Source organism: Streptomyces sp. NPDC002809, assembly GCF_040295435.1.
Classification (GTDB): Bacteria; Actinomycetota; Actinomycetes; order Streptomycetales; family Streptomycetaceae; genus Streptomyces.
On the sequence record NZ_JBEOVJ010000048.1, the window covers coordinates 24,971 to 43,344 of the forward strand.

Annotated in this window: 16 protein-coding genes; 8 read left to right on the top strand and 8 right to left on the bottom strand. The window is 71.2% G+C overall.

The annotated features are described in order from the left end of the window. Nucleotides 1–24 precede the first annotated feature (24 nt). Nucleotides 25–2,349 carry a 5-methyltetrahydropteroyltriglutamate--homocysteine S-methyltransferase gene (metE, locus tag ABT025_RS25365; RefSeq protein ID WP_350998786.1) on the top strand — a complete coding sequence of 775 codons (2,325 nt, stop codon included), beginning with the start codon at nt 25–27 and terminating at the stop codon, nt 2,347–2,349. Between the two features lie 245 nt (nt 2,350–2,594). After that, complete coding sequence (locus ABT025_RS25370) at nt 2,595–3,059, top strand: hypothetical protein (RefSeq protein WP_350998789.1); 465 nt, start codon at nt 2,595–2,597, stop codon at nt 3,057–3,059. 219 nt (nt 3,060–3,278) lie between these two features. Here ABT025_RS25370 and ABT025_RS25375 read toward each other — a convergent pair whose 3' ends face one another. Then, nucleotides 3,279–5,336 (bottom strand): SpoIIE family protein phosphatase, encoded by a 2,058-nt coding sequence (locus ABT025_RS25375; protein WP_350998872.1) that lies wholly within the window; start codon nt 5,334–5,336, stop codon nt 3,279–3,281. A gap of 212 nt (nt 5,337–5,548) precedes the next feature. On the opposite strand from ABT025_RS25375, the gene ABT025_RS25380 reads away from it, so the two are divergent. The 4 genes from ABT025_RS25380 to ABT025_RS25395 all read left to right on the top strand — a co-directional run bounded on the left by ABT025_RS25380 (nt 5,549) and on the right by ABT025_RS25395 (nt 9,172). Next, nucleotides 5,549–5,803: a WhiB family transcriptional regulator gene (locus tag ABT025_RS25380; protein WP_350998792.1), complete on the top strand. Its 255-nt coding sequence runs from the start codon at nt 5,549–5,551 to the stop codon at nt 5,801–5,803. 75 nt (nt 5,804–5,878) lie between these two features. Further along, on the top strand, nt 5,879–6,205 hold the full coding sequence (locus ABT025_RS25385; RefSeq protein ID WP_350998794.1) for a YkvA family protein: 327 nt from the start codon (nt 5,879–5,881) through the stop codon (nt 6,203–6,205). Between the two features lie 178 nt (nt 6,206–6,383). Then, nucleotides 6,384–8,552 (top strand): discoidin domain-containing protein, encoded by a 2,169-nt coding sequence (locus tag ABT025_RS25390; RefSeq protein WP_350998797.1) that lies wholly within the window; start codon nt 6,384–6,386, stop codon nt 8,550–8,552. A gap of 110 nt (nt 8,553–8,662) precedes the next feature. Beyond that, on the top strand, nt 8,663–9,172 hold the full coding sequence (locus ABT025_RS25395; RefSeq protein ID WP_350998803.1) for a mycothiol transferase: 510 nt from the start codon (nt 8,663–8,665) through the stop codon (nt 9,170–9,172). 161 nt (nt 9,173–9,333) lie between these two features. On the opposite strand, the gene ABT025_RS25400 is transcribed toward ABT025_RS25395, so the two are convergent. Then, complete coding sequence (locus ABT025_RS25400; protein WP_350998806.1) at nt 9,334–9,939, bottom strand: substrate-binding domain-containing protein; 606 nt, start codon at nt 9,937–9,939, stop codon at nt 9,334–9,336. Further along, nucleotides 9,939–10,283, bottom strand: coding sequence for a LysR family transcriptional regulator (locus ABT025_RS25405; RefSeq protein WP_350998808.1), 345 nt, complete (start codon nt 10,281–10,283; stop codon nt 9,939–9,941). The genes ABT025_RS25400 and ABT025_RS25405 overlap by 1 nt, the downstream gene beginning before the upstream one ends. Before the next feature lie 115 nt (nt 10,284–10,398). Here ABT025_RS25405 and ABT025_RS25410 point away from each other — a divergent pair, with 115 nt between their 5' ends. Then, nucleotides 10,399–11,850, top strand: coding sequence for an MFS transporter (locus tag ABT025_RS25410; protein WP_350998811.1), 1,452 nt, complete (start codon nt 10,399–10,401; stop codon nt 11,848–11,850). A 490-nt stretch (nt 11,851–12,340) separates the two neighbouring features. Here the strand turns inward: ABT025_RS25410 and ABT025_RS25415 are convergent, their stop codons facing one another. Together ABT025_RS25415 and ABT025_RS25420 are read right to left on the bottom strand one after the other, a co-directional pair. After that, nucleotides 12,341–12,934 (bottom strand): hypothetical protein, encoded by a 594-nt coding sequence (locus tag ABT025_RS25415; RefSeq protein ID WP_350998813.1) that lies wholly within the window; start codon nt 12,932–12,934, stop codon nt 12,341–12,343. A gap of 247 nt (nt 12,935–13,181) precedes the next feature. After that, entirely contained in the window at nt 13,182–13,985 is an 804-nt protein-coding gene (locus tag ABT025_RS25420) for a helix-turn-helix transcriptional regulator (protein WP_350998816.1), read from the bottom strand. 112 nt (nt 13,986–14,097) lie between these two features. Here ABT025_RS25420 and ABT025_RS25425 point away from each other — a divergent pair, with 112 nt between their 5' ends. Further along, the gene (locus ABT025_RS25425) at nt 14,098–14,529 is read left to right on the top strand and encodes a DUF2000 family protein (protein WP_350998819.1); all 432 of its coding nucleotides are present in this window, start codon (nt 14,098–14,100) and stop codon (nt 14,527–14,529) included. Nucleotides 14,530–14,614: 85 nt separating this feature from the next. Here ABT025_RS25425 and ABT025_RS25430 read toward each other — a convergent pair whose 3' ends face one another. From ABT025_RS25430 to ABT025_RS25440, 3 genes are all read right to left on the bottom strand, one after another. Beyond that, nucleotides 14,615–15,664, bottom strand: a complete 1,050-nt coding sequence (locus tag ABT025_RS25430; RefSeq protein WP_350998822.1) for a polyprenyl synthetase family protein — start codon at nt 15,662–15,664, stop codon at nt 14,615–14,617. Beyond that, a complete protein-coding gene (locus ABT025_RS25435; RefSeq protein WP_350998824.1) occupies nt 15,661–16,743 on the bottom strand; it encodes a tetratricopeptide repeat protein in 1,083 nt (360 codons plus the stop codon). The genes ABT025_RS25430 and ABT025_RS25435 overlap by 4 nt, the downstream gene beginning before the upstream one ends. 311 nt (nt 16,744–17,054) lie before the next feature. Beyond that, nucleotides 17,055–18,347 (bottom strand): phosphoribosyltransferase family protein, encoded by a 1,293-nt coding sequence (locus ABT025_RS25440; RefSeq protein ID WP_350998827.1) that lies wholly within the window; start codon nt 18,345–18,347, stop codon nt 17,055–17,057. Between the last annotated feature and the right edge of the window lie 27 nt (nt 18,348–18,374).

Below are 18,374 nucleotides of genomic sequence, written 5' to 3' on the forward strand. Positions count from 1 at the left end.
GACACGCTCGCGAAGGAGAGCTACGTGACATCCGAATCCGCCTCGGCGACGGCAACCGCCACCGTGTACGGCTACCCCCGCCAGGGCCACCACCGCGAACTGAAGAGGGCGGTGGAGGGCTACTGGAACGGCCGCGTCACCGCCGAAGCCCTGCGGGAGACCACCGCCGCCCTGCGCCGGGCCAACTGGGAGGAACTCGCCGCCGCCGGCATCGGAGAAGTTCCGACCGGTGACTTCTCCCTGTACGACCACGTCCTCGACACCAGCGTCATGGTCGGCGCGATCCCGGAACGGCACCGGGCCGCCGTGGCGGCCGAGCCGCTGGACGGCTACTTCGCGATGGCCCGCGGCAGCCGGGAGACCGCGCCGCTGGAGATGACCAAGTGGTTCGACACCAACTACCACTACCTGGTACCCGAACTGGGCCCGGACACCGTGTTCGCCGCCGACTCGTCCAGGCAGGTCGCCGAGTTCCGTGAAGCCGCCGCCCTCGGCCTGACGGGCCGTCCGGTCCTCGTCGGTCCCGTCACCTACCTCCTGCTGGCCAAGGCGGCCCCGGGCGCCCCCGCCGGCTTCGACCCGCTGTCACTGCTGGACCGGCTGCTGCCCGTCTACGCCGATGTGCTCGCCGACCTCAGGGCGGCGGGAGCCTCATGGGTGCAGCTCGACGAGCCCGCCCTCGTCCAGGACCGCACGCCCGAGGAACTGGACGCCGCGGACCGCGCCTACCACCGGCTCGGCGGCCTCGAAGACCGGCCGAAGCTCCTGGTCGCCTCCTACTTCGGGCGGCTCGGCGACGCACTGCCCGTCCTGGCCCGGACTCCGGTCGACGGACTGGCCCTCGACTTCACCGAATCCGGCGCCGCCAACCTCGCCGATCTCGCCGCCGCCGGCGGTCTGCCCGGCAAGCGGCTCGTCGCGGGCGTCGTCAACGGCCGCAACATCTGGATCAACGACCTGGAGAAGTCGCTCGCCACGCTGGGCACCCTCCTCGGTCTCGCCGGCCGGGTGGACGTCTCGGCCTCCTGCTCACTGCTGCACGTACCGCTGGACGCCGCAGCCGAGCGCGGCATCGACCCGCAGATCGTCCGATGGCTCGCCTTCGCTCGCCAGAAGACCACCGAACTCGTCGTCCTCGCCCGCGGTCTCGCGCGCGGAACCGGAGCCATCGCCGCCGAACTCGCAGAGAACCGGGTAGGACTGGCATCCCGCGCGGGATCCGCACTGACCCGCGACCCGGCCGTGCGGGCCCGCGCCGCGGCCGTCACCGATGCGGACGGCCGTCGCTCTCAGCCGTACGCCGAGCGGACCTTGCTCCAACGCGCGCACCTGGGACTCCCACTGCTGCCGACCACCACGATCGGCTCCTTCCCGCAGACGGACGAACTGCGCACCGCTCGGGCCGACCTGCGGGCCGGGCGGCTCGACGGCCCCGGCTACGACAAGCGGATCGAGGCGGAGATCCGCGAAGTGATCGCCTTCCAGGAGGAGACCGGGCTGGACGTCCTGGTGCACGGTGAGCCCGAACGCAACGACATGGTCCAGTACTTCGCCGAACAGCTCACCGGCTACCTCGCCACCCGGCACGGCTGGGTCCAGTCCTACGGCAGCCGCTACGTCCGTCCCCCGGTGCTCGTCGGCGACATCTCAAGGCCGGACCCGATGACCGTCCGCCGGACCGCGTACGCACAGTCGCTGACCGCGCGCCCCGTGAAGGGCATGCTCACAGGGCCCGTCACCATGCTCGCCTGGTCGTTCGTCCGCGACGACCAGCCACTCGCCGAGACCGCCCGCCAGGTCGCCCTCGCCCTGCGCGACGAGGTCGGGGACCTGGAGGCGGGCGGCACGTCGGTCATCCAGGTCGACGAACCCGCCCTCCGCGAGACCCTGCCGCTGCGGGCCGCCGAGCACGCCGCATACCTGGCGTGGGCCACCGAGGCGTTCCGCCTGACGACCGGCGGCGTACGGCCGCAGACCCAGATCCACACCCATATGTGCTACGCGGAGTTCGGCGACATCATCAACGCCATCGACGACCTCGACGCCGACGTCATCAGCCTGGAAGCTGCCCGCTCCCACATGGAGGTCGCCCGGGAACTAGCCGACCACGGCTACCCGCGCGAGGCGGGCCCCGGGGTCTATGACATCCACTCGCCCCGGGTGCCGAGTGCCGACGAGACGGCGGCCCTGCTGCGCACCGGCCTCGCCGCCCTGGGCGCGGAGCGTCTGTGGGCCAACCCCGACTGCGGGCTGAAGACCAGGGCCTGGCCCGAGACCCGGGCCTCCCTGGAGAACCTCGTCACGGCGGCCCGCGTGGTCCGGACGGAGCAGGCCGGCGGCGGCGCCTGACCGGAGCCGGGGCCGGAGCATGCGCCACCTGGCGCGCTCCGGTCCCGGTGGTGCGGTCCCGTGGTGCGGCCGCATCGGGCGGCCCGGACAACGCGCAGAGCCCCCGTGCAGGACCGGGCGGGACGGGGCGGGACGGGCGATCCGTCCGGGACAGGTCCCGGTCGGCGGCTGTGCTCTGCGCGCGCCCGGGGTGCCCGCTGGCTATGCTCGACCAGGGGCCGACAACCTGAAACGTGGAGGCGCCCATGCTGCCGCTGCCCGAACCTCGCGACCTGCCGCCGCGCATCGCCACCGGCGCGTTCATTCTCAACTCCGGCCTGGGCAAGCTCAAGGCGGACGAAGCGACCCAGCAGGGCCTGCACGGCATGGCCTGCACGGCCTACCCGTTCCTCAAGAAGATCGAGCCCGACCGGTTCACCCGGCTGCTGGCCTGGTCCGAGATCGCGGTCGGCAGCAGCCTGCTGGTCCCTTTCGTGCCGACCAGGCTTGCCGGACTCGCTCTCACCGGCTTCTCCGGTGGATTGCTCGGACTCTATCTGCGGGTGCCCGGGATGCGTGAGCCCGGCAGCCTGCGCCCGAGCCAGGACGGCGTCCCGCTGGCAAAGGATTCCTGGATGTTCGGCATCGGGCTGGGTTTCCTCGGTGCGGGCACACGCCGGGCCGGCAGCGCAGCGAAGTGTTGCCGCCGGCACCGCAGGTGCGCCCACTGACCCACCCGGTCGCGGTCACGCACCCGCGTCACGGGGCTCCGTCACGCACTGGGGCCCTGGGTCTCGGTCACGCACCCGGGCCACGGGTCCCGGCAACGCACGGGGGCCATGGGCCTTGGTCGCGCACCCGCGTCACGGGTCCCGGCAACGCACGGGGGCCCTGGGCCTTGGTCGCGCACCCGGGCCACGGGTCCCGGCAACGCACCAGGGCCACCGGGCTCAGTCACGCACCCGGGCCACCAGCAGGGCCACGTCGTCATGGCCCTGGGGGTCGCGCAGCTCGCGCAGCAAGCGGTCGCAGGACTCCTCCAACGACGGGTCCGGATCGCGCAACAGCCCGAGCAGGGTCTCCAGCCTGCTGTCGATGTCGTCGTCCCGGGTCTCCAGCAGCCCGTCCGTGTACAGCACGAGCCGGTCGCCGGGCCCGAGCGGGAAGTCGACGTCGCTGAACGGCACACCGCCCACACCGAGCGGCGCGCCCGCCGGCAGATCGAGCAGTCGCGGCGCACCGCCCCTCGGGATCAGCACCGGCGGGAGATGACCGGCGGTACTCACCCGGCACCGGCCGGCGGCCGGGTCGTACACCGCGTACACACAGGTGGCGAAGGACGGGTCCAGATCTGCGGTGATCTCGTCGAGGTGCCCCAGCACCTCGGCGGGCAGAAGGCCGAGCCTGGACAGGGTCTGGGTGGCAGTACGCAGCCGCCCCATCGTGGTGGCCGCGTTGATGCCGCTGCCCATCACGTCGCCCACCACCAGCGCGGTCCGCCCGTGCCGCAGCCCGATGACGTCGAACCAGTCCCCGCCGACCTCGTACCGCGAAGCGGCCGGCTGATAGCGGGACACGACCTCCAGACCCACCGGATCGTGATGGTCGCGCGGCAGCATGCTGCGCTGGAGGGTGAGCGCGGTCTCTCTCTGCTGCCGGTACAGCCGCGCGTTGTCGATGCCGATGGCCGCACGGGCTGCGAGTTCGCACGCCAGCACCTCGTCGTCCTCCGTGAACGGCAGCGGATTGTCCGTCCGGATGAGGTCGATCGCGCCCAGGACCTCGCCCCGCGCGATGAGCGGCACCGCCAGGTAGGAGTGCGCACCCGCCTGGGCGAGCAGCGCGGCCGAACGGCTGTCACGGGCGATGCGCGCGAGTATCCCCGCGTCGAGGTACGGCTCCCGGACCGGACGTGCGGTCCGGACACAGCGGGTGATCAGCCGGTCGGCGCCGTACCGGGCGGCGTGGCCCGGCGGATCCGCCGCCTCCACGACGGGGCTCGGCCGCGCGGCGACGACAGCCAGGGCCTGGATGAGGAGCGGTCCCTCGGTCACGCCGGGGCGGCCCTTCAGGACATTGTCCAGGACATCGACCGCGGCCACGTCGGCGAGCTCGGGGACGGTGACCTCGGCCAGCTCCAGGGCCGTCTGCTCCAGATCCAGCGTGGTGCCGATGCGCACCGATGCGTCGGCGATCAGTGCCAGACGGTGCCGGGCGCGCTCCGCCTCGGCGGCCGCCCGGTAGCGGTCGGTCACCTCGATCAGCGAGACGGCGATCCCGAGTACCCGGCCGCCGGAGTCGTCCAGCCGGTACAGCGACACCTGCCAGGCACGGTCGGTGTCCGGTTCGGCCGGTGTGCGGCCCGCCACCTCGTGCGACACCTGCGGCACACCGCTCCTGAGGACCTCGCGCATCGCCGCCTCGATGGTCTCGGAGTCCAGGAACGGCAAGGCCTCCTCCACCCGGCGGCCCAGGTGCTCGGCGGCACTCAGCCCGTCCATCCGCTCCAGCGCGGGATTGGCGGCCAGATAGCGCAGATCGCCGTCCAGGACCGCCAGACCGATCGGCGACTGGTCGACCAGCCGCACGGAAAGGGCGAGGTCGCGTTCGACCTCGCGCAGCGTCACCCCGTCCGCGGCCAGCCCCAGCGCGTAGAAGTCGCCGCGGTCGTCCTGCAGCCGCATGTTGCGGAACTCCAGCAGCCTGGAGGTGCCGTTCTTGTGCCGTACGGGAAAGACGCCCGCCCACACCTCTCCGCTGCTCATCACCTCGGTGAACAGCCTCAGCACCAGCTCGAAGTGCTTCTCGTCGACCAGTATCCGGGCGGCGAACCGGCCCAGGGCCTCGTCGGGCGCGTACCCGAGCAGCTGCTCCGCCTGGGGGCTCCACAGCACGATGCGTCCCTCGGTGTCCAGCACCATGGCGGCCACCCCGAGGACGTCCAGCAGACCCCCCTCGGGGGAGCGGTGCACGCCCTCCCGGCGGGCATCGCCCCAACCGGTCCGCATGTCATCAGTGCCGCCCACGGACGATCCTTCCCCATGCCGTCATCGCGCCCGGGCGCAGGCCCGCTGTCTCCCATGGTCGCCCCTGAGCCACCACCCCCGCAGCTTCGAGGACTGCGGAGCGGGTGCCGCAGGGGGTTTCGGAAGCCCGAGGGCGGTCACCCGCAGCGTAGGGAGCCGAACGGACCAATACGACCGTCAGGAGAGTGAGACCCATGGAGAACTGGCGCACACAAGCGGCCTGCCGCGACGAGGACCCCGACCTGTTCTTCCCCATCGGGAGCACCGGCCCCGCGGTGGTGCAGACCGAGGACGCCAAGGGGGTGTGCCGAGGCTGCCCCGTACGGGAGGAGTGCCTGCGGTGGGCCCTGGAGAACGGTCAGGACGCCGGTGTGTGGGGTGGTCTGGACGAGACCGAGCGACGCGCTCTGAAGCGGCGCTCGCGCAGGGGGGCCAAGGACCGCGGATAGCGGCGAGGGCATCGTCACACCGCGGGTCACCGCCCTCGCCTGGTGTTTTCCGGCACGGCGGGTACACGATGAGGTATGGACACCACGGCTTGGATCGTCATCGGCGCGGCTCTCGTGCTGCTCACCGTGGGCGTCGCCGGCGTTCTCCTGCTGCGGGTCCTGCGTGCCAGGAAGCTGCTGGCCGACGCGGGGATCCCGCTGCGCGACAAGGCACTGTTCTGGGCCGCGGTGATCTACACGGTGTCGCCCGTCGACCTGCTGCCGGATCCCGTCTACCTCGACGACATCGGCTTCCTGCTGCTGGCCCTGCGCTCGCTGCACGCCGCCGCGCGAGCAGCCGGAGGAGCCGGAGCAGGCGACCGCGCGGAGCGGCGGGTGGAGGCCAGGAGCCTCGCGCCGTAGGGCGGTCCGTACCGCGGGTGGGGGAGCGGCGTCCGGATTCCGGGCGCCCGCGGTGTTCGGTGGAACCGGACCCGTCACGCTCGTTGACAGCTGAGCGGGTACACGTCACTCTCCTGGGAGAGCGCTCTCCCATTCGGTTACGGGACACCGATCCCTCACTCTTCTGCCAGGAGAGAATGTGCACAGAGCTTGCGCAGCCCTGCCCGCGAGACCACGTCCGGGCACGCTGCTGATCACTCTTCTCGCCCTTTTGGCGTCGTCGCTCGTGATGCTGACCGCGCCCCCCGCCCGAGCCGCCGAGTCCCTTCTTTCGCAGGGCAGGAGCGCCACCGCCTCATCCCACGAGGGTGACGCCTACGCCGCTTCGGCCGCCGTGGACGGAAACCTGACCGGCACCCGCTGGGCCAGCGAATGGCGCGACCCGCAGTGGATCCAGGTGGACCTGGGAGCCACCGCCGGCCTCAGCAGGGTCGTGCTGACCTGGGAGTCCGCCTACGCCAAGGCCTACGAGATCCAGGCCTCCGACAACGGGACCGACTGGCGCACCCTCAAGACCGTCTCCGACGGCGACGGCGGCACGGACGAGCTGACCGTCTCGGGCTCCGGACGGTACGTCCGGATGTACGGCACCGCCCGCGCCGGCGGGTACGGCTACTCCCTGTGGGAGTTCCAGGTCTACGGCACCACCGGCCCGCCCCCGGCCACCGGCGGCGCCGTCCGGGTCACCGGTTCGCAGGGCAACTGGCAACTGGCCGTCGACGGCAAGCCGTACCAGGTCAAGGGCCTGACCTGGGGCCCGTCCGTCGCCGACGCGGCACGATACCTGCCCGACCTGAGGTCGATGGGCGTCAACACCATCCGCACCTGGGGGACCGACGGTTCCTCCAAGCCGCTGCTGGACGCCGCCGCGGCCAACGGCATCCGGGTGGTGAGCGGCTTCTGGCTCCAGCCGGGCGGCGGTCCGGGCAGCGGCGGCTGCGTCAACTACCTGACCGACGACGCGTACAAGTCGTCGTCGCTCACCGAGTTCGCCAAGTGGGTCGACACATACAGAAACCACCCGGGCGTCCTCATGTGGAACGTCGGCAACGAGTCGGTGCTCGGTCTCCAGAACTGCTACAGCGGTGACGAACTGGAAAGGCAGCGCAACGCCTACACCGCATTCATCAACGACGTGGCGAAGAAGATCCACACCATCGACCCGAACCACCCGGTGACCTCGACCGACGCCTGGACGGGCGCCTGGCCCTACTACAAGCGCAACACCCCCGACCTCGACCTGTACTCGGTCAACTCCTACGGGGACATCTGCGGGGTCCGCGGCGCCTGGGAGGCAGGCGGCTACACCAAGCCCTACATCATCACCGAGGGCGGCCCGGCCGGTGAGTGGGAGGTACCCGACGACGCCAACGGCGTCCCGGACGAGCCCACCGACGTACAGAAGGCCGAGGGCTACACCAAGGCCTGGAACTGCATCACCGCCCACCAGGGCGTCGCCCTGGGCGCCACGCTCTTCCACTACGGAACGGAGCACGACTTCGGCGGCGTCTGGTTCAACGTGGTGCCCGACGGCAAGAAGCGGCTCTCCTACTACGCGCTGAAGAAGGCGTACACGGGCTCGACCGCCGGCGACAACACTCCGCCGGTCATCGGCAACATGACCGTGCAGAACGCCAACGGCGCACCCGCCGGACAGGAGTTCACCGTCCGTGCCGACGTCCGCGACCCGGACAGCGACCCGCTGACGTACAAGATCTATCTGAGCGGGAACTACGCCACCGGCGACAAGGCCCTGGTCGAGGCCGCCTGGCGGTCCACGGGCAACGGCACCTTCGCGGTGAAGGCGCCGGAACGGCTCGGGGTGTGGAAGGTCTACATCCAGGCCGAGGACGGACACGGCAACGCCGGCATCGAGACCAAGTCGGTGAAGGTCGTGGTGCCCCCGGTCGCGGGCACCAACCTGGCCCTGGGGCGGCCGGCCACCGCCACCTCCGCGCAGACCGGCAGCAGCGGCTGCCCCTGCACCGCGGCGATGGCGATCGACGGCCGGATGGACACCCGCTGGGCCAGCGACTGGAGCGACCCCCAGTCGATCCAGGTCGACCTCGGGGAGCGGAAGTCCTTCCGCCACCTCCAGCTGGTGTGGGACCCGGCCTACGCCAAGGCGTACGAGGTACTGGTCTCGGACGACGGCAGCAACTGGCGGTCCGTCTACTCCACCACCAGCGGAAACGGCGACGCCGACGACCTCGACCTCGTGCAGACCGCCCGCTACGTGAAGCTCAACCTCACTCAGCGGGGCACCGGTTGGGGCTACTCGCTCTGGGAGTTCGGCATCTACGCCTGACCGGGGGACGGCGCCGGTGAGGGGTGGGGCGACGGCCCCCTCACCGGCGCCGCCGGCCGCGGGGCGTGTCGATGGCGGGACACGGGCGGGGGAGCGGTCAAGGTGAGGGCATGAACGTCGCAGACATGCTGACCGATGGATACACCCGCATCCGGGAGACCGTGCACGCGGCCGTCGAGGGCCTCGAACCCGACGACCTCCACACCCGCCTGGACGAGGGGGCGAACTCGATCGCCTGGCTGGTCTGGCACCTGACCCGCGTCCAGGACGACCACATCGCCGACGCGGCGGGCACCGAACAGGTCTGGTTCACCGAGGACTGGGCGGCACGATTCGATCTGCCCCTCGCCAAGGCCTCCACCGGTTACGGACACAGCGACAAGCAGGTCGGCGCCGTCCGGGTGGGCTCGGTGGAACTGCTCCTCGGGTACTACGACGCCGTGCACGAACGGTCGGCGGACTTCATCAGGGGACTCGACGGCAAGGCGCTCGACCGGATCGTCGACGAGGCCTGGTCGCCACCCGTCACCCTGGGAGTCCGGCTGATCAGCGTCCTGTCGGACGACCTCCAGCACGCCGGGCAGGCTGCCTTCGTGCGCGGCTGTCTGGAGCGCCGCTGAGGGCTGTCCCGTGATCCCTGATGGGACAGCAGATCCTGACTGCCGATGAGCGCGGGGCTCCGGCGCCGGAGCGAGCACGTCCGCCGGCCGAACCGACGACGGGGAGCCACGGCCCGGCCGGGGGTCGCGGCCCCCGAGGCCCGACGCCGCGGCGTGGCCGATCAGGCGGGTACCGCCTTCCCGGGGCCTTCCGGAGCCATGTCCCGTGCGATCTCGTGTGCCAGGCGACCGAAGAGCTCGATCGCCCGGTTGCCGCTGTCGGACCGCCACATCAGGCTGTATCCGAGAGGGCTGTCTCCCTCCACCGGAATGTAGGAGATGCCGGGGCGGCCGTGGTAGAGAGCGATGTGGGCTCCTGACAGCAGGGCACCCTTGCCGCCGGCGACGAGTGTCAGGGCCTCCTGGAAGTTGGTGACGGACGGCCCCTGCCCGATCGGCCTGCCGCTGGGTGTGCGCGTCGGCAGTTGATGCTCCAGCCAGTACTCCGGGATGTGTCCCGCAATCGTCAGCAGCGGCACACCGGCCAGGTCCTCAAGTGTCACCGTGCTCCGTCCGGCGAGCGGATGCCCGGCCGCGACCGCCAGCACCCTGTCCTCGACGAGGAGCGTGGGGCCATGGGTCAAGTCGTCCTCGCGCACGGGGAAGTCCGCCAGCTGCAGGTCGAAGTCGCCGTCCCTCAGCATCCCGTACGGGTCGGAGAGCGGCACCTCGCATACCTCTACGGCGAGTTCAGGATTACTGGTGCGCAGCTTCGCGATGGTCTTCATCACCATCTCTCCGGCCAACGACGTGGAGAAGCCGACGTGCAGGACTCCTTCGATCCCGCGTGCCGAGCCGACGGCACGCGCGAGGCGTTCTCGATCCCGCGGTAGTGAGGTTCGAGGTCCTCGCGGAAGCGGCTGCCCAGGCGGGTGAGGGCCACACGCCGGCTCGTGCGTGTGAACAGAGGCGCTCCCACGTGGCGCTCCAGCTTCTGGATGAGCTGACTCACCCGGGCGCGGGAGAGATGCAGGCGGGCGGCGGTACGGCCGAAGTGCAGTTCTTCGGCGAGCACGAGAAAGCATTCGAGTTCGTTCTGGTCCACGTACATCTCCGGGATCGCGTGGGACACGTATCGGTAAGCCTGGCTGTCCGAACGTTGCGATCATCGCTGTTGTTCCCTTCCGGGGCGTGGCGAAGGCTTGAGGCACCACCAACACTCACCACTCCGGAAGGAGTTCATCGTCATGAGTGCCTTGAGTACTTCGAGCGGACTGAGCGCGCACAAGTGGGGCATCCTGCTCGTACTGTGCGGAGCGATCTTCCTCGAAGGCATCGATGTCGCCATGCTCAATGTGGCGCTGCCGTCGATCCGCGCCGACCTCGGACTCTCCACCGGTGAACTGCAGTGGGTCATGAGCGCCTACGTCCTCGGTTACGGCGGCTTCATGCTCCTCGGCGGACGGGCGGCGGACCTGTTCGGGCGCCGTCAGATGTTCGTCCTCTGGCTCACCGTCTTCCTGCTGTTCTCCGGGCTCGGCGGATTCGCCACCGAGGGGTGGATGCTGATCGTGGCGCGGTTCGTCACGGGCGTCGCCGCGGCCTTCATGACCCCGGCGGGGCTGTCCATCATCACGACGGGCTTCGCCGAGGGACCGGAGCGGAACAAGGCCCTGCTCATCTACTCGGGCACGGCCGCGGGAGGCTTCACGATCGGTCTGGTCGCCGGTGGACTGCTCACCGCCGTCGGCTGGCGGTGGGTCTTCTTCGCCCCGGTCGTGCTCTCCTTCCTCATCCTCGCCGCGGCCCTCGCGTTCGTCCCCAAGTCGTCACGTCCCGACAGATCCGGAAAGCGCGTCGACGCCGCCGGTGCGCTCACCGTCACCGCTGCCCTCGTCCTGATCGTGCTGGGCGTCGAGCGTGCGGCCCACGCCGGGTTCGCCGCCAGCGCCGGAACGTTGCTGGCCGGGCTGGCGTTCCTGTCGGCCTTCCTCGTGATCGAACGACGCTCCGCCGAGCCCCTGGTACGCATGGGCATCTTCCGTAACGGCTCCCTGGTGCGGGCGAACCTCTCGGCGATGCTGTTCGCCGGCGGGTTCTTCGGCTTCCAGTTCCTGGTCGTGCTGTATCTCCAGGAACTCCGTGACTGGTCGGCGCTGCAGACGAGCCTCGCGATGCTGGTCATCGGGATCGACGCGATTCTCTCGCCGACCCTCACCCCACGGCTGGTCAACCGCTTCGGCACCGCCGAGGTGATCTTCGGGGGGCTTCTGCTCGCGGTGCTTTCCTACGGGCTGTTCCTCCCACTGGGTGCGGACTGGAGCTACGCGGCGATGTTCCCGGGCCTGCTCGTGCTCGGCCTCGCGTTCTCCCTGGCGTACGGGCCGCTCACCATCGTGGCCACGGAAGGGATCGCGGAGGAGGAGCAGGGGCTCGCGGGCGGTCTTCTGTACACCGCCTTCCAGTTCGGTGCCGCCCTCGGGCTCTCCGCGGTCACGGCCGTCAGCGTGGCCGCGACGCGCTCGGGGACGCCTGCAGCACTGCTGGACGGATACCGGGCGGGTCTGCTCGTCCCGTTCGTGGCGGCGATCGTCGCCGCTGCCATCAGTGCCGCGGGCCTGCGGACAGGGCGGAACGGCGCATCGTCCGCCGCGGAGGACGTCGCCTTCGAACCGATCGAGGTCCCTGCCTCCCGCTGATCCTCGAACGGACGGGGTCAGTGCCGACACCGTGCCGCGCGCGCTTCCCGCGAGCGGCACGGGCCCCGGGCGGCCCTCCCGCTGTGCAGCGGGCGGGCCGGAGCGAGGCGCAGATGAGGATTCCGATGGCCTCCCCAGCGGCGGCTGGAGCACGAAGGCCCGTCTGCCGGGCGACGGCCGGGCACGGCCACCGGCCGTCCACGTCACCGCAGGCCGGGCCGGTGACGCGTCGGCTCGCTGAAGGGCAGTGGCCGCATCGTCCTCCTCGACGTGGCGCTGGGGATTCCTTCCTGAACGTCGTCGCATGTGCGGCGTTCACCATCACGGCGGAGCGCCGGTACGTCAGCACGGCCGCGGATCCGATTGTGGCGGTCGTACTCCATGCGGCCCGGTCGGGTGTCGCCCGAGCCCCGGCCCGGGCGCCGGCTGCATTGTGCGAAGGGCCGACCGCATTCCTGACTTCGCATGCGTCTCATGCGTCTCATGCGTCTCACGTGTCTCGTACGTCCGGAACCGGAAGCGGCCACGACCAGACCACATCGGCGGCGTCCCGTTCCCTGATGATCCGTCGGTGGCGTGACGCTTCGCGTTTTGTCCCCGAGTTGAGCGGGCGGTACCGGACCCAGTCCATCGGGACGATGTGGAGGGCCAGGGTCTCCCACGCGCCTTGCCGATCGACCGAGTGGGCGAGCACCACGGCAAAACGCTGGACACACCACAAGCACTCCCAGGGCGGTCCGGTGACGACGGCTCCGGCGTCAGCGAGCTTTTGGCCGTACCCGTCCTCGGCATCGAGATCCATCTCCGCATGGAAATCGTCCCCTCCGAAGAAGTGGACGCAGCTGCGCTGCAGGCTGCGCCTCATCTCCGACAGGCGCTCGGCCTCTCCGGAATCGCCGTCCTCCCGCGCACGGGCCACCGCGAGCGGGAAGATCGCATACTTGCCCCGGTCGATCACGGGGAAGCCGAGATCCGCCCACTGCGGTGTTCTCTCGGAATGCCTGTGGCCGAGCACGCGCTCGAGCGCGTGCATGATCGCGAGACCGTCCGAGATCCGATTCCTCTCCTGCCCGATCCCGGTCACGAGGCCCCAGTCCCCACCACGGGACTGTCGTGCGCGATCCCGAGTTCCTCGACGAAGCCCCCCACGGGAACCCCACCGAGGCGGATCGGCGCGACCCTTTCAGCAGCGGTCAACAGTCTCCACCCCCTCCACTCGGCATCCGTCCAACTGCCGAAGCTTGCGCAGTGCCGCGCGATTGCATCCGGGACCAATCTGGGGCACGTGCTCACGAGAGCACGAGTGGCGTTCGTGAGTACCGGTCCGGGCGTCAGCCCGCGCCCCGCGTACGGGCGTAGTGCCCCGGACCGGTCCCCACGACCCGCTTGAAGTGGCGCGTCAGGTGGGACTGGTCGTAGAAGCCCACGACGCTCGCCACCTCCGACGCCGGCAGCCCCTGGAGCAGCAGCCGACGGGCGAGATCGACGCGGCGCCCCGTCACGTACTGGTGCGGTGCCATGCCGAACTCCCGGCTGAAGGCCCGCACCAGATGTGCGTGATGGGCGTGCAGCCGCAGCGCCGCCTCCTGGAGCGCGATGCCCTCCACGAACCGTTCGTCGAGCAGGTCCCGCAGCCGGTGCGCGATCCTCCGGTCGTGGACGTACCGCACGGGCTCCGGACGGCTGCGCAGATGCTGGTCGAGGCGTTCCGCGACGAGAGCGAGACGGCTCGCCGCCTCCAGTTCGTCACCCGGGCCGGCGAGCGTCGTGTGGAGGCGGTCGATCCGGCGCCGCAGGGCCGGATCGTGCAGGACGGGCCGGTCCACGGCCATGCCGACGAGCGATTCGTCGACCTGCGCGACGTCGAGGTAAAGGACGCGTTTGCGGAACCCCGCGGCGGTGGCGGCGCCGCCGTTGTGCGGAACGTGCGGGGGCAACAGCGTGACCACGTCGGTGAGGACACCGTGCTCGTGGTGGTCGAGGTCGTAGCGGACCATGCCCTCGTCGACGATGAGCAGCGTCCAGGCGTCGTGCGTGTGCATCGGGTAGGTGTGGTCCGTGAAGTGGGCGTGGAAGACCTCTTCGATTCCCGCCACGGACGGACGCCACGCGGTGATGTCCGGACGTGCAGCCATGATCCGATCGTACGCCCGGCGGCCGCGTCGCCGACCCGGCAGGGCGCCCGGGAGGTGGCCGTGCAAAGTTCGTACAAGACGGGGCGGTGGACGGCCCGGCAGGCTCGGTCCCATGACAGATGAACTCGCTCCCGTCCGCTTCGACACCAAGATCGCCGTACTGCTCAGGAACGACCTGGAGACCTGGCAGCGGCTGAACGTGACGGCATTCCTGGTCAGTGGGCTCGGCACGGCCGTGCCCGAGGTGGTCGGCGAGCCGTACACCGACGCCGACGACACTCCGTACCTGCCGATGTTCCGGCAGCCGGTCATGGTCTTCGAGGGCCCGAAGGAACTGCTGACGACGGCCCACACCCGGGCGGTCGGCCGGGGCGTCCCCCTGTCGGTGTTCACCTCGGACCTCTTCGCGACGGGCAACGACCGGGACAACCGGGCCGCCGTCCGCGCAGTGCGGCGGGACGGGATGGACATGGTCGGGCTGGCCGTGCACGGACCCCGCAACGCCGTGGACAAGATCCTCAAGGGTGCGTCCATGCACCCCTGAGCAACGGCATCCGCGGGCGTGAGCGGAACACCCGCGGCGGCCGGCGGGCGGAGACCCGCCGCCCCGGCCGGCCGCGCGGAGTGTGTCACACGGTGCGGTCGACGAAGTACGGCAGCAGGGAGAGAAGGTCCGCCAGGGGATCCGGGGCCAGGTCCGCGCTCTCCACGCAGGCGCGGGCACTCTCCAGATGCCGGTCCGCCTCGGCCAGGGCCGCCGCCCGGCCGCCGGCCTCCTCGATCAGCTCGGCCGCCCGCTGGACCGTGCGGTCGTCCAACGTTTCCCCGGTGCGCAGCAGCGCGCCCAGTCGCAGAGAGGCCGGGCCACCGGAGGCGAGGGCGGCGAGGACGGGGTACGTCTTCTTCCGGCGGCGCAGGTCGCTGTGCACCGGCTTGCCGGTGACCGCCGGGTCGCCCCAGATGCCGAGCACGTCGTCCACGGCCTGGAACGCCACACCGAGATGGCGCCCCGCCGTAGTGAGCGCATCGGTCTCCGAGCGCCCGGCGCCGCCGAGGACGGCGCCCAGGCCGGCGGCGCAGCCCAGCAGTGCGCCCGTCTTCTGCTCGCACATCCGCCGGTACTCGTGCGGTTCCACGGCATCGGGCCCGGTCCAGGGCCGCGACTCGAAGAGCAGGTCGTCGGCCTGTCCCCGCACCAGGTCGTTGAGCGCCCCGGCCAGCAGCCGGACCGCTGGGACGCACGTGCCGCCGGGAGCCTCGGCCAGCGTCTGAACGGCCAGCGCGAAGAGCGCGTCCCCGGCGAGGACCGCGGGCCCGGTCCCGAAGGCCTTCCAGGCGGTGGCCCGCTGCCTGCGGGTCTCGTCGCCGTCCATGATGTCGTCGTGGAGCAGGGAGAACGTATGGATCAGTTCGACGGCAACCGCTCCGGGCACCGCGCTCTCCGCCTTCGCGCCGACGGCCTCCGCACCGAGGACGGCCAAGGTCTGCCGGACACCCTTGCCCTGCGCACCGGGGGCGGCACGGCCGTCGGCCCCGTCCCAGCCGAGGGAGAACGCGGTGATCTCGGCATGCCACGGATGAAGTTGCCGGACCGCCCGGCCGAGCGCCGGACGGACGAGATCGCGGCATCGGGCCAGTATCCGGGGCGCGTCGGTCCGCTGGGCCAGGGGCGGTGTCATCGGCGGCCGCCCGCCGGGGCCGTCGCACCGTCGGCCGGTGCCACGTCTTCGGCCGGTGTCACGCCCAGCTCCGCGTACGCCTTGTCGACCATGGCACGGGCGTTGAGCAGTCCGATCCGGTCGAGCGTGGCACACAGTACGTCCAGTTCCGCCGCGGTCTCGCCACGGTCGCGGCCGAGCCGGGCCAGCGACTTGACCAGCCCGAGCCGGGCCAGCGCCTCGCCCCGGGGCTCCGTCATCGCGCGGAACTCCGCCAGCGCCTCCTCGTAGACCACCCTGGCCTCCTCGTACCGCCGGGCGCGGTAGAGCACGTTGGCGCGCATCTTGTGGTTGTAGGCGAGGGCGCTCGACAACTTCATCGCGCGGCAGGTCAGTTCGGCCTCGGCGAGCAGGCCGAGCGCCCGCTCCGGGTCGTTGTCCCGTACGGAGATGATGTCGGCCATCCCGCGCAGCGCCCAGGCCCGCCCACGCCGGTCGTCCGCTTCCCCGGCGAGCTGGGCCGCCTCCTCGAACATCTCCAGGGCGGTGTCGAAGGACCCGGTGTTGCGGTGGATCTGGGCGATGCCCTCCAGGGCCCAGACGGTGTGGCGTGCCTCGCCGCGGGCTCGTGCCTCGGCCAGGAGCTGCTCGTGCAGGGCGGCGACGGTCCGGTAGTCGCCCTGGATGCGTCCGGTCTCGGCGAGGCCGGCGAGCGAGTAGCCGCGTGCGACCACATCCCCGCCCGCCTTCCCCAGGTCCGCGGCCAGCCTCAACAGGCGGAAGGCGAGCCGTAGTCCGCCGCGCTGCCGGGCGAGTGTCCCGCCGCTCCACAGCGCCCAGGCCATGGCTCCCGTGTCACCGGCCGACCGGGCGGCCCGGTAGCTGGCCTTCCAGGCCCGGTCGGCCTCCTGCACGTGGCCCAGCCTGCGGTGCGCCTCGGCCACCGCGAGCCCGGCGCGGGCCACTTCCTGCGGGGAGCCGGCGAGTTCGGCCTCCCTCAAGTGGCGTTTGCCCTCGGCCAGCACGTCCGTGAGGGATGCGTTCACGGACATCTTGGTGAGGGGGCCCTGGTACTCGGGCGCCAGTGCTTTGCTGTGCATGGGAGCCTTTCGTGCGCGAACGGGACGGCCCGGCAACCTCTATACGCTCCATGTATACATCATGCGTATAGGTGCGCGGTGCTCGGACCCCTGCGCTCGTGGGGAGTGGGAGGAAGTCGGTCCTGTGCGGCATGCCGCCTTGTTGTGGATCAAGATGGCGGATGTGCGCGGTGGGTTGCTTCGTGACCGGAGAAACCCTGCGGAAGTGATTCCGACCGCCCACGCTCCCGCTGTGACGTGCGGACGTGCGGACGTGCGGACGTGCGGGCGGACGGGCCGCGGATCGGTCCGGCGTCAGCCGGATCGGGTGATCAGCTGGATCGGGCGATCAGATGTCCGGTGAACCATTCCCGGGCCAGTTCTGCGACCTCGTCCAGCGCGCCCGGCTCCTCGAAGAGGTGCGTGGCACCGGCGACGACGTCGAGCCGGTTCTCGCAGTGCAGTTGGGCCTGTGCCTGCCGGTTCAGCTCCAGCACGCGGGTGTCGTCGCCGCCCACGATGAGCAGGGTCGGGGCCCGTACGTCGCCGAGGCAGTCGCCGGCGAGGTCGGGACGGCCGCCACGGGAGACGACGGCGCCGATCCCCTCGCCGCGCTGCGTGCCGACGGCCGCGGCGGCCCGCAGCGCCGCCGCGGCGCCGGTGCTGGCCCCGAACACGCCGACGGGGACGGGGGTACGGCGCTGCACCCAGTCGGTGACATCGGCCAGCCGTCCGGCCAGAGTGGTGATGTCGAAGACGTTGGCGCGGTCGGCCTCCTCGGCGGGGGTGAGGAGATCGAAGAGCAGGGTGCCGAGGCCCGCCCGGTTCAGGGCGGCCGCCACCGAGCGGTTGCGTGGGCTGTGCCGGCTGCTGCCGGAACCGTGCGCGAACACGACGACCGCCCCGGCGTCCCCGGCCTCGGTGAGCTCGCCGGGCAGGATCACGTCACCCGCCTCCACCGCCACCTCGACGGGTGTCCGAGGGGCTTCCGCGGACGCTGCCCCGGCCAGCAGTGAGACGACCTCCTCGTCCGGGGTCTGACCGAAGTCCCGGTACCACTCACCCACGGCGGAGAATCCGTACGGTGTCGACAGGCACACCAGCTCGTCGACCTGGCCGCGCAACCGTTCGGCGGCGTCCGGCGACGCCACGGGAACGGCCAGCACCACGCGCGCCGCTCCCTGGGCACGGGCCACCGTGCATGCGGCCAGGGCGGTCGCGCCGGTCGCGATCCCGTCGTCGACGACGATCACCGTGCGTCCCGCCAGTGGGATGCGGGGCCGGTCGCCCCGGAACGTCCTTGCCCGCCGCACCAGTTCGGCCTCCTCGGCGCGTTCGACGGCGGCGATATCCGCCTCCGACACCCGGCCGCGCCGCACGATGTCCTCACTGATGACCCGTACCCCGCCCTCGCCGATGGCGCCGAAGCCCAGCTCCGGGTGGTACGGGACGCCGAGCTTGCGCACCACGATCACATCGAGTGAGGCGCCGAGTTCCCCGGCGACCCGGAAAGCCACCGGTACGCCGCCACGCGGCAGCCCCAGCACGACGGGATCGCTTGCCGCCAGCGGGTGAAGGGCCTCGGCCAGCCGTTGTCCCGCGTCGGCGCGGTCGGCGAACAGCACAGGGGTTCACCCCCGGATCGGAGAATC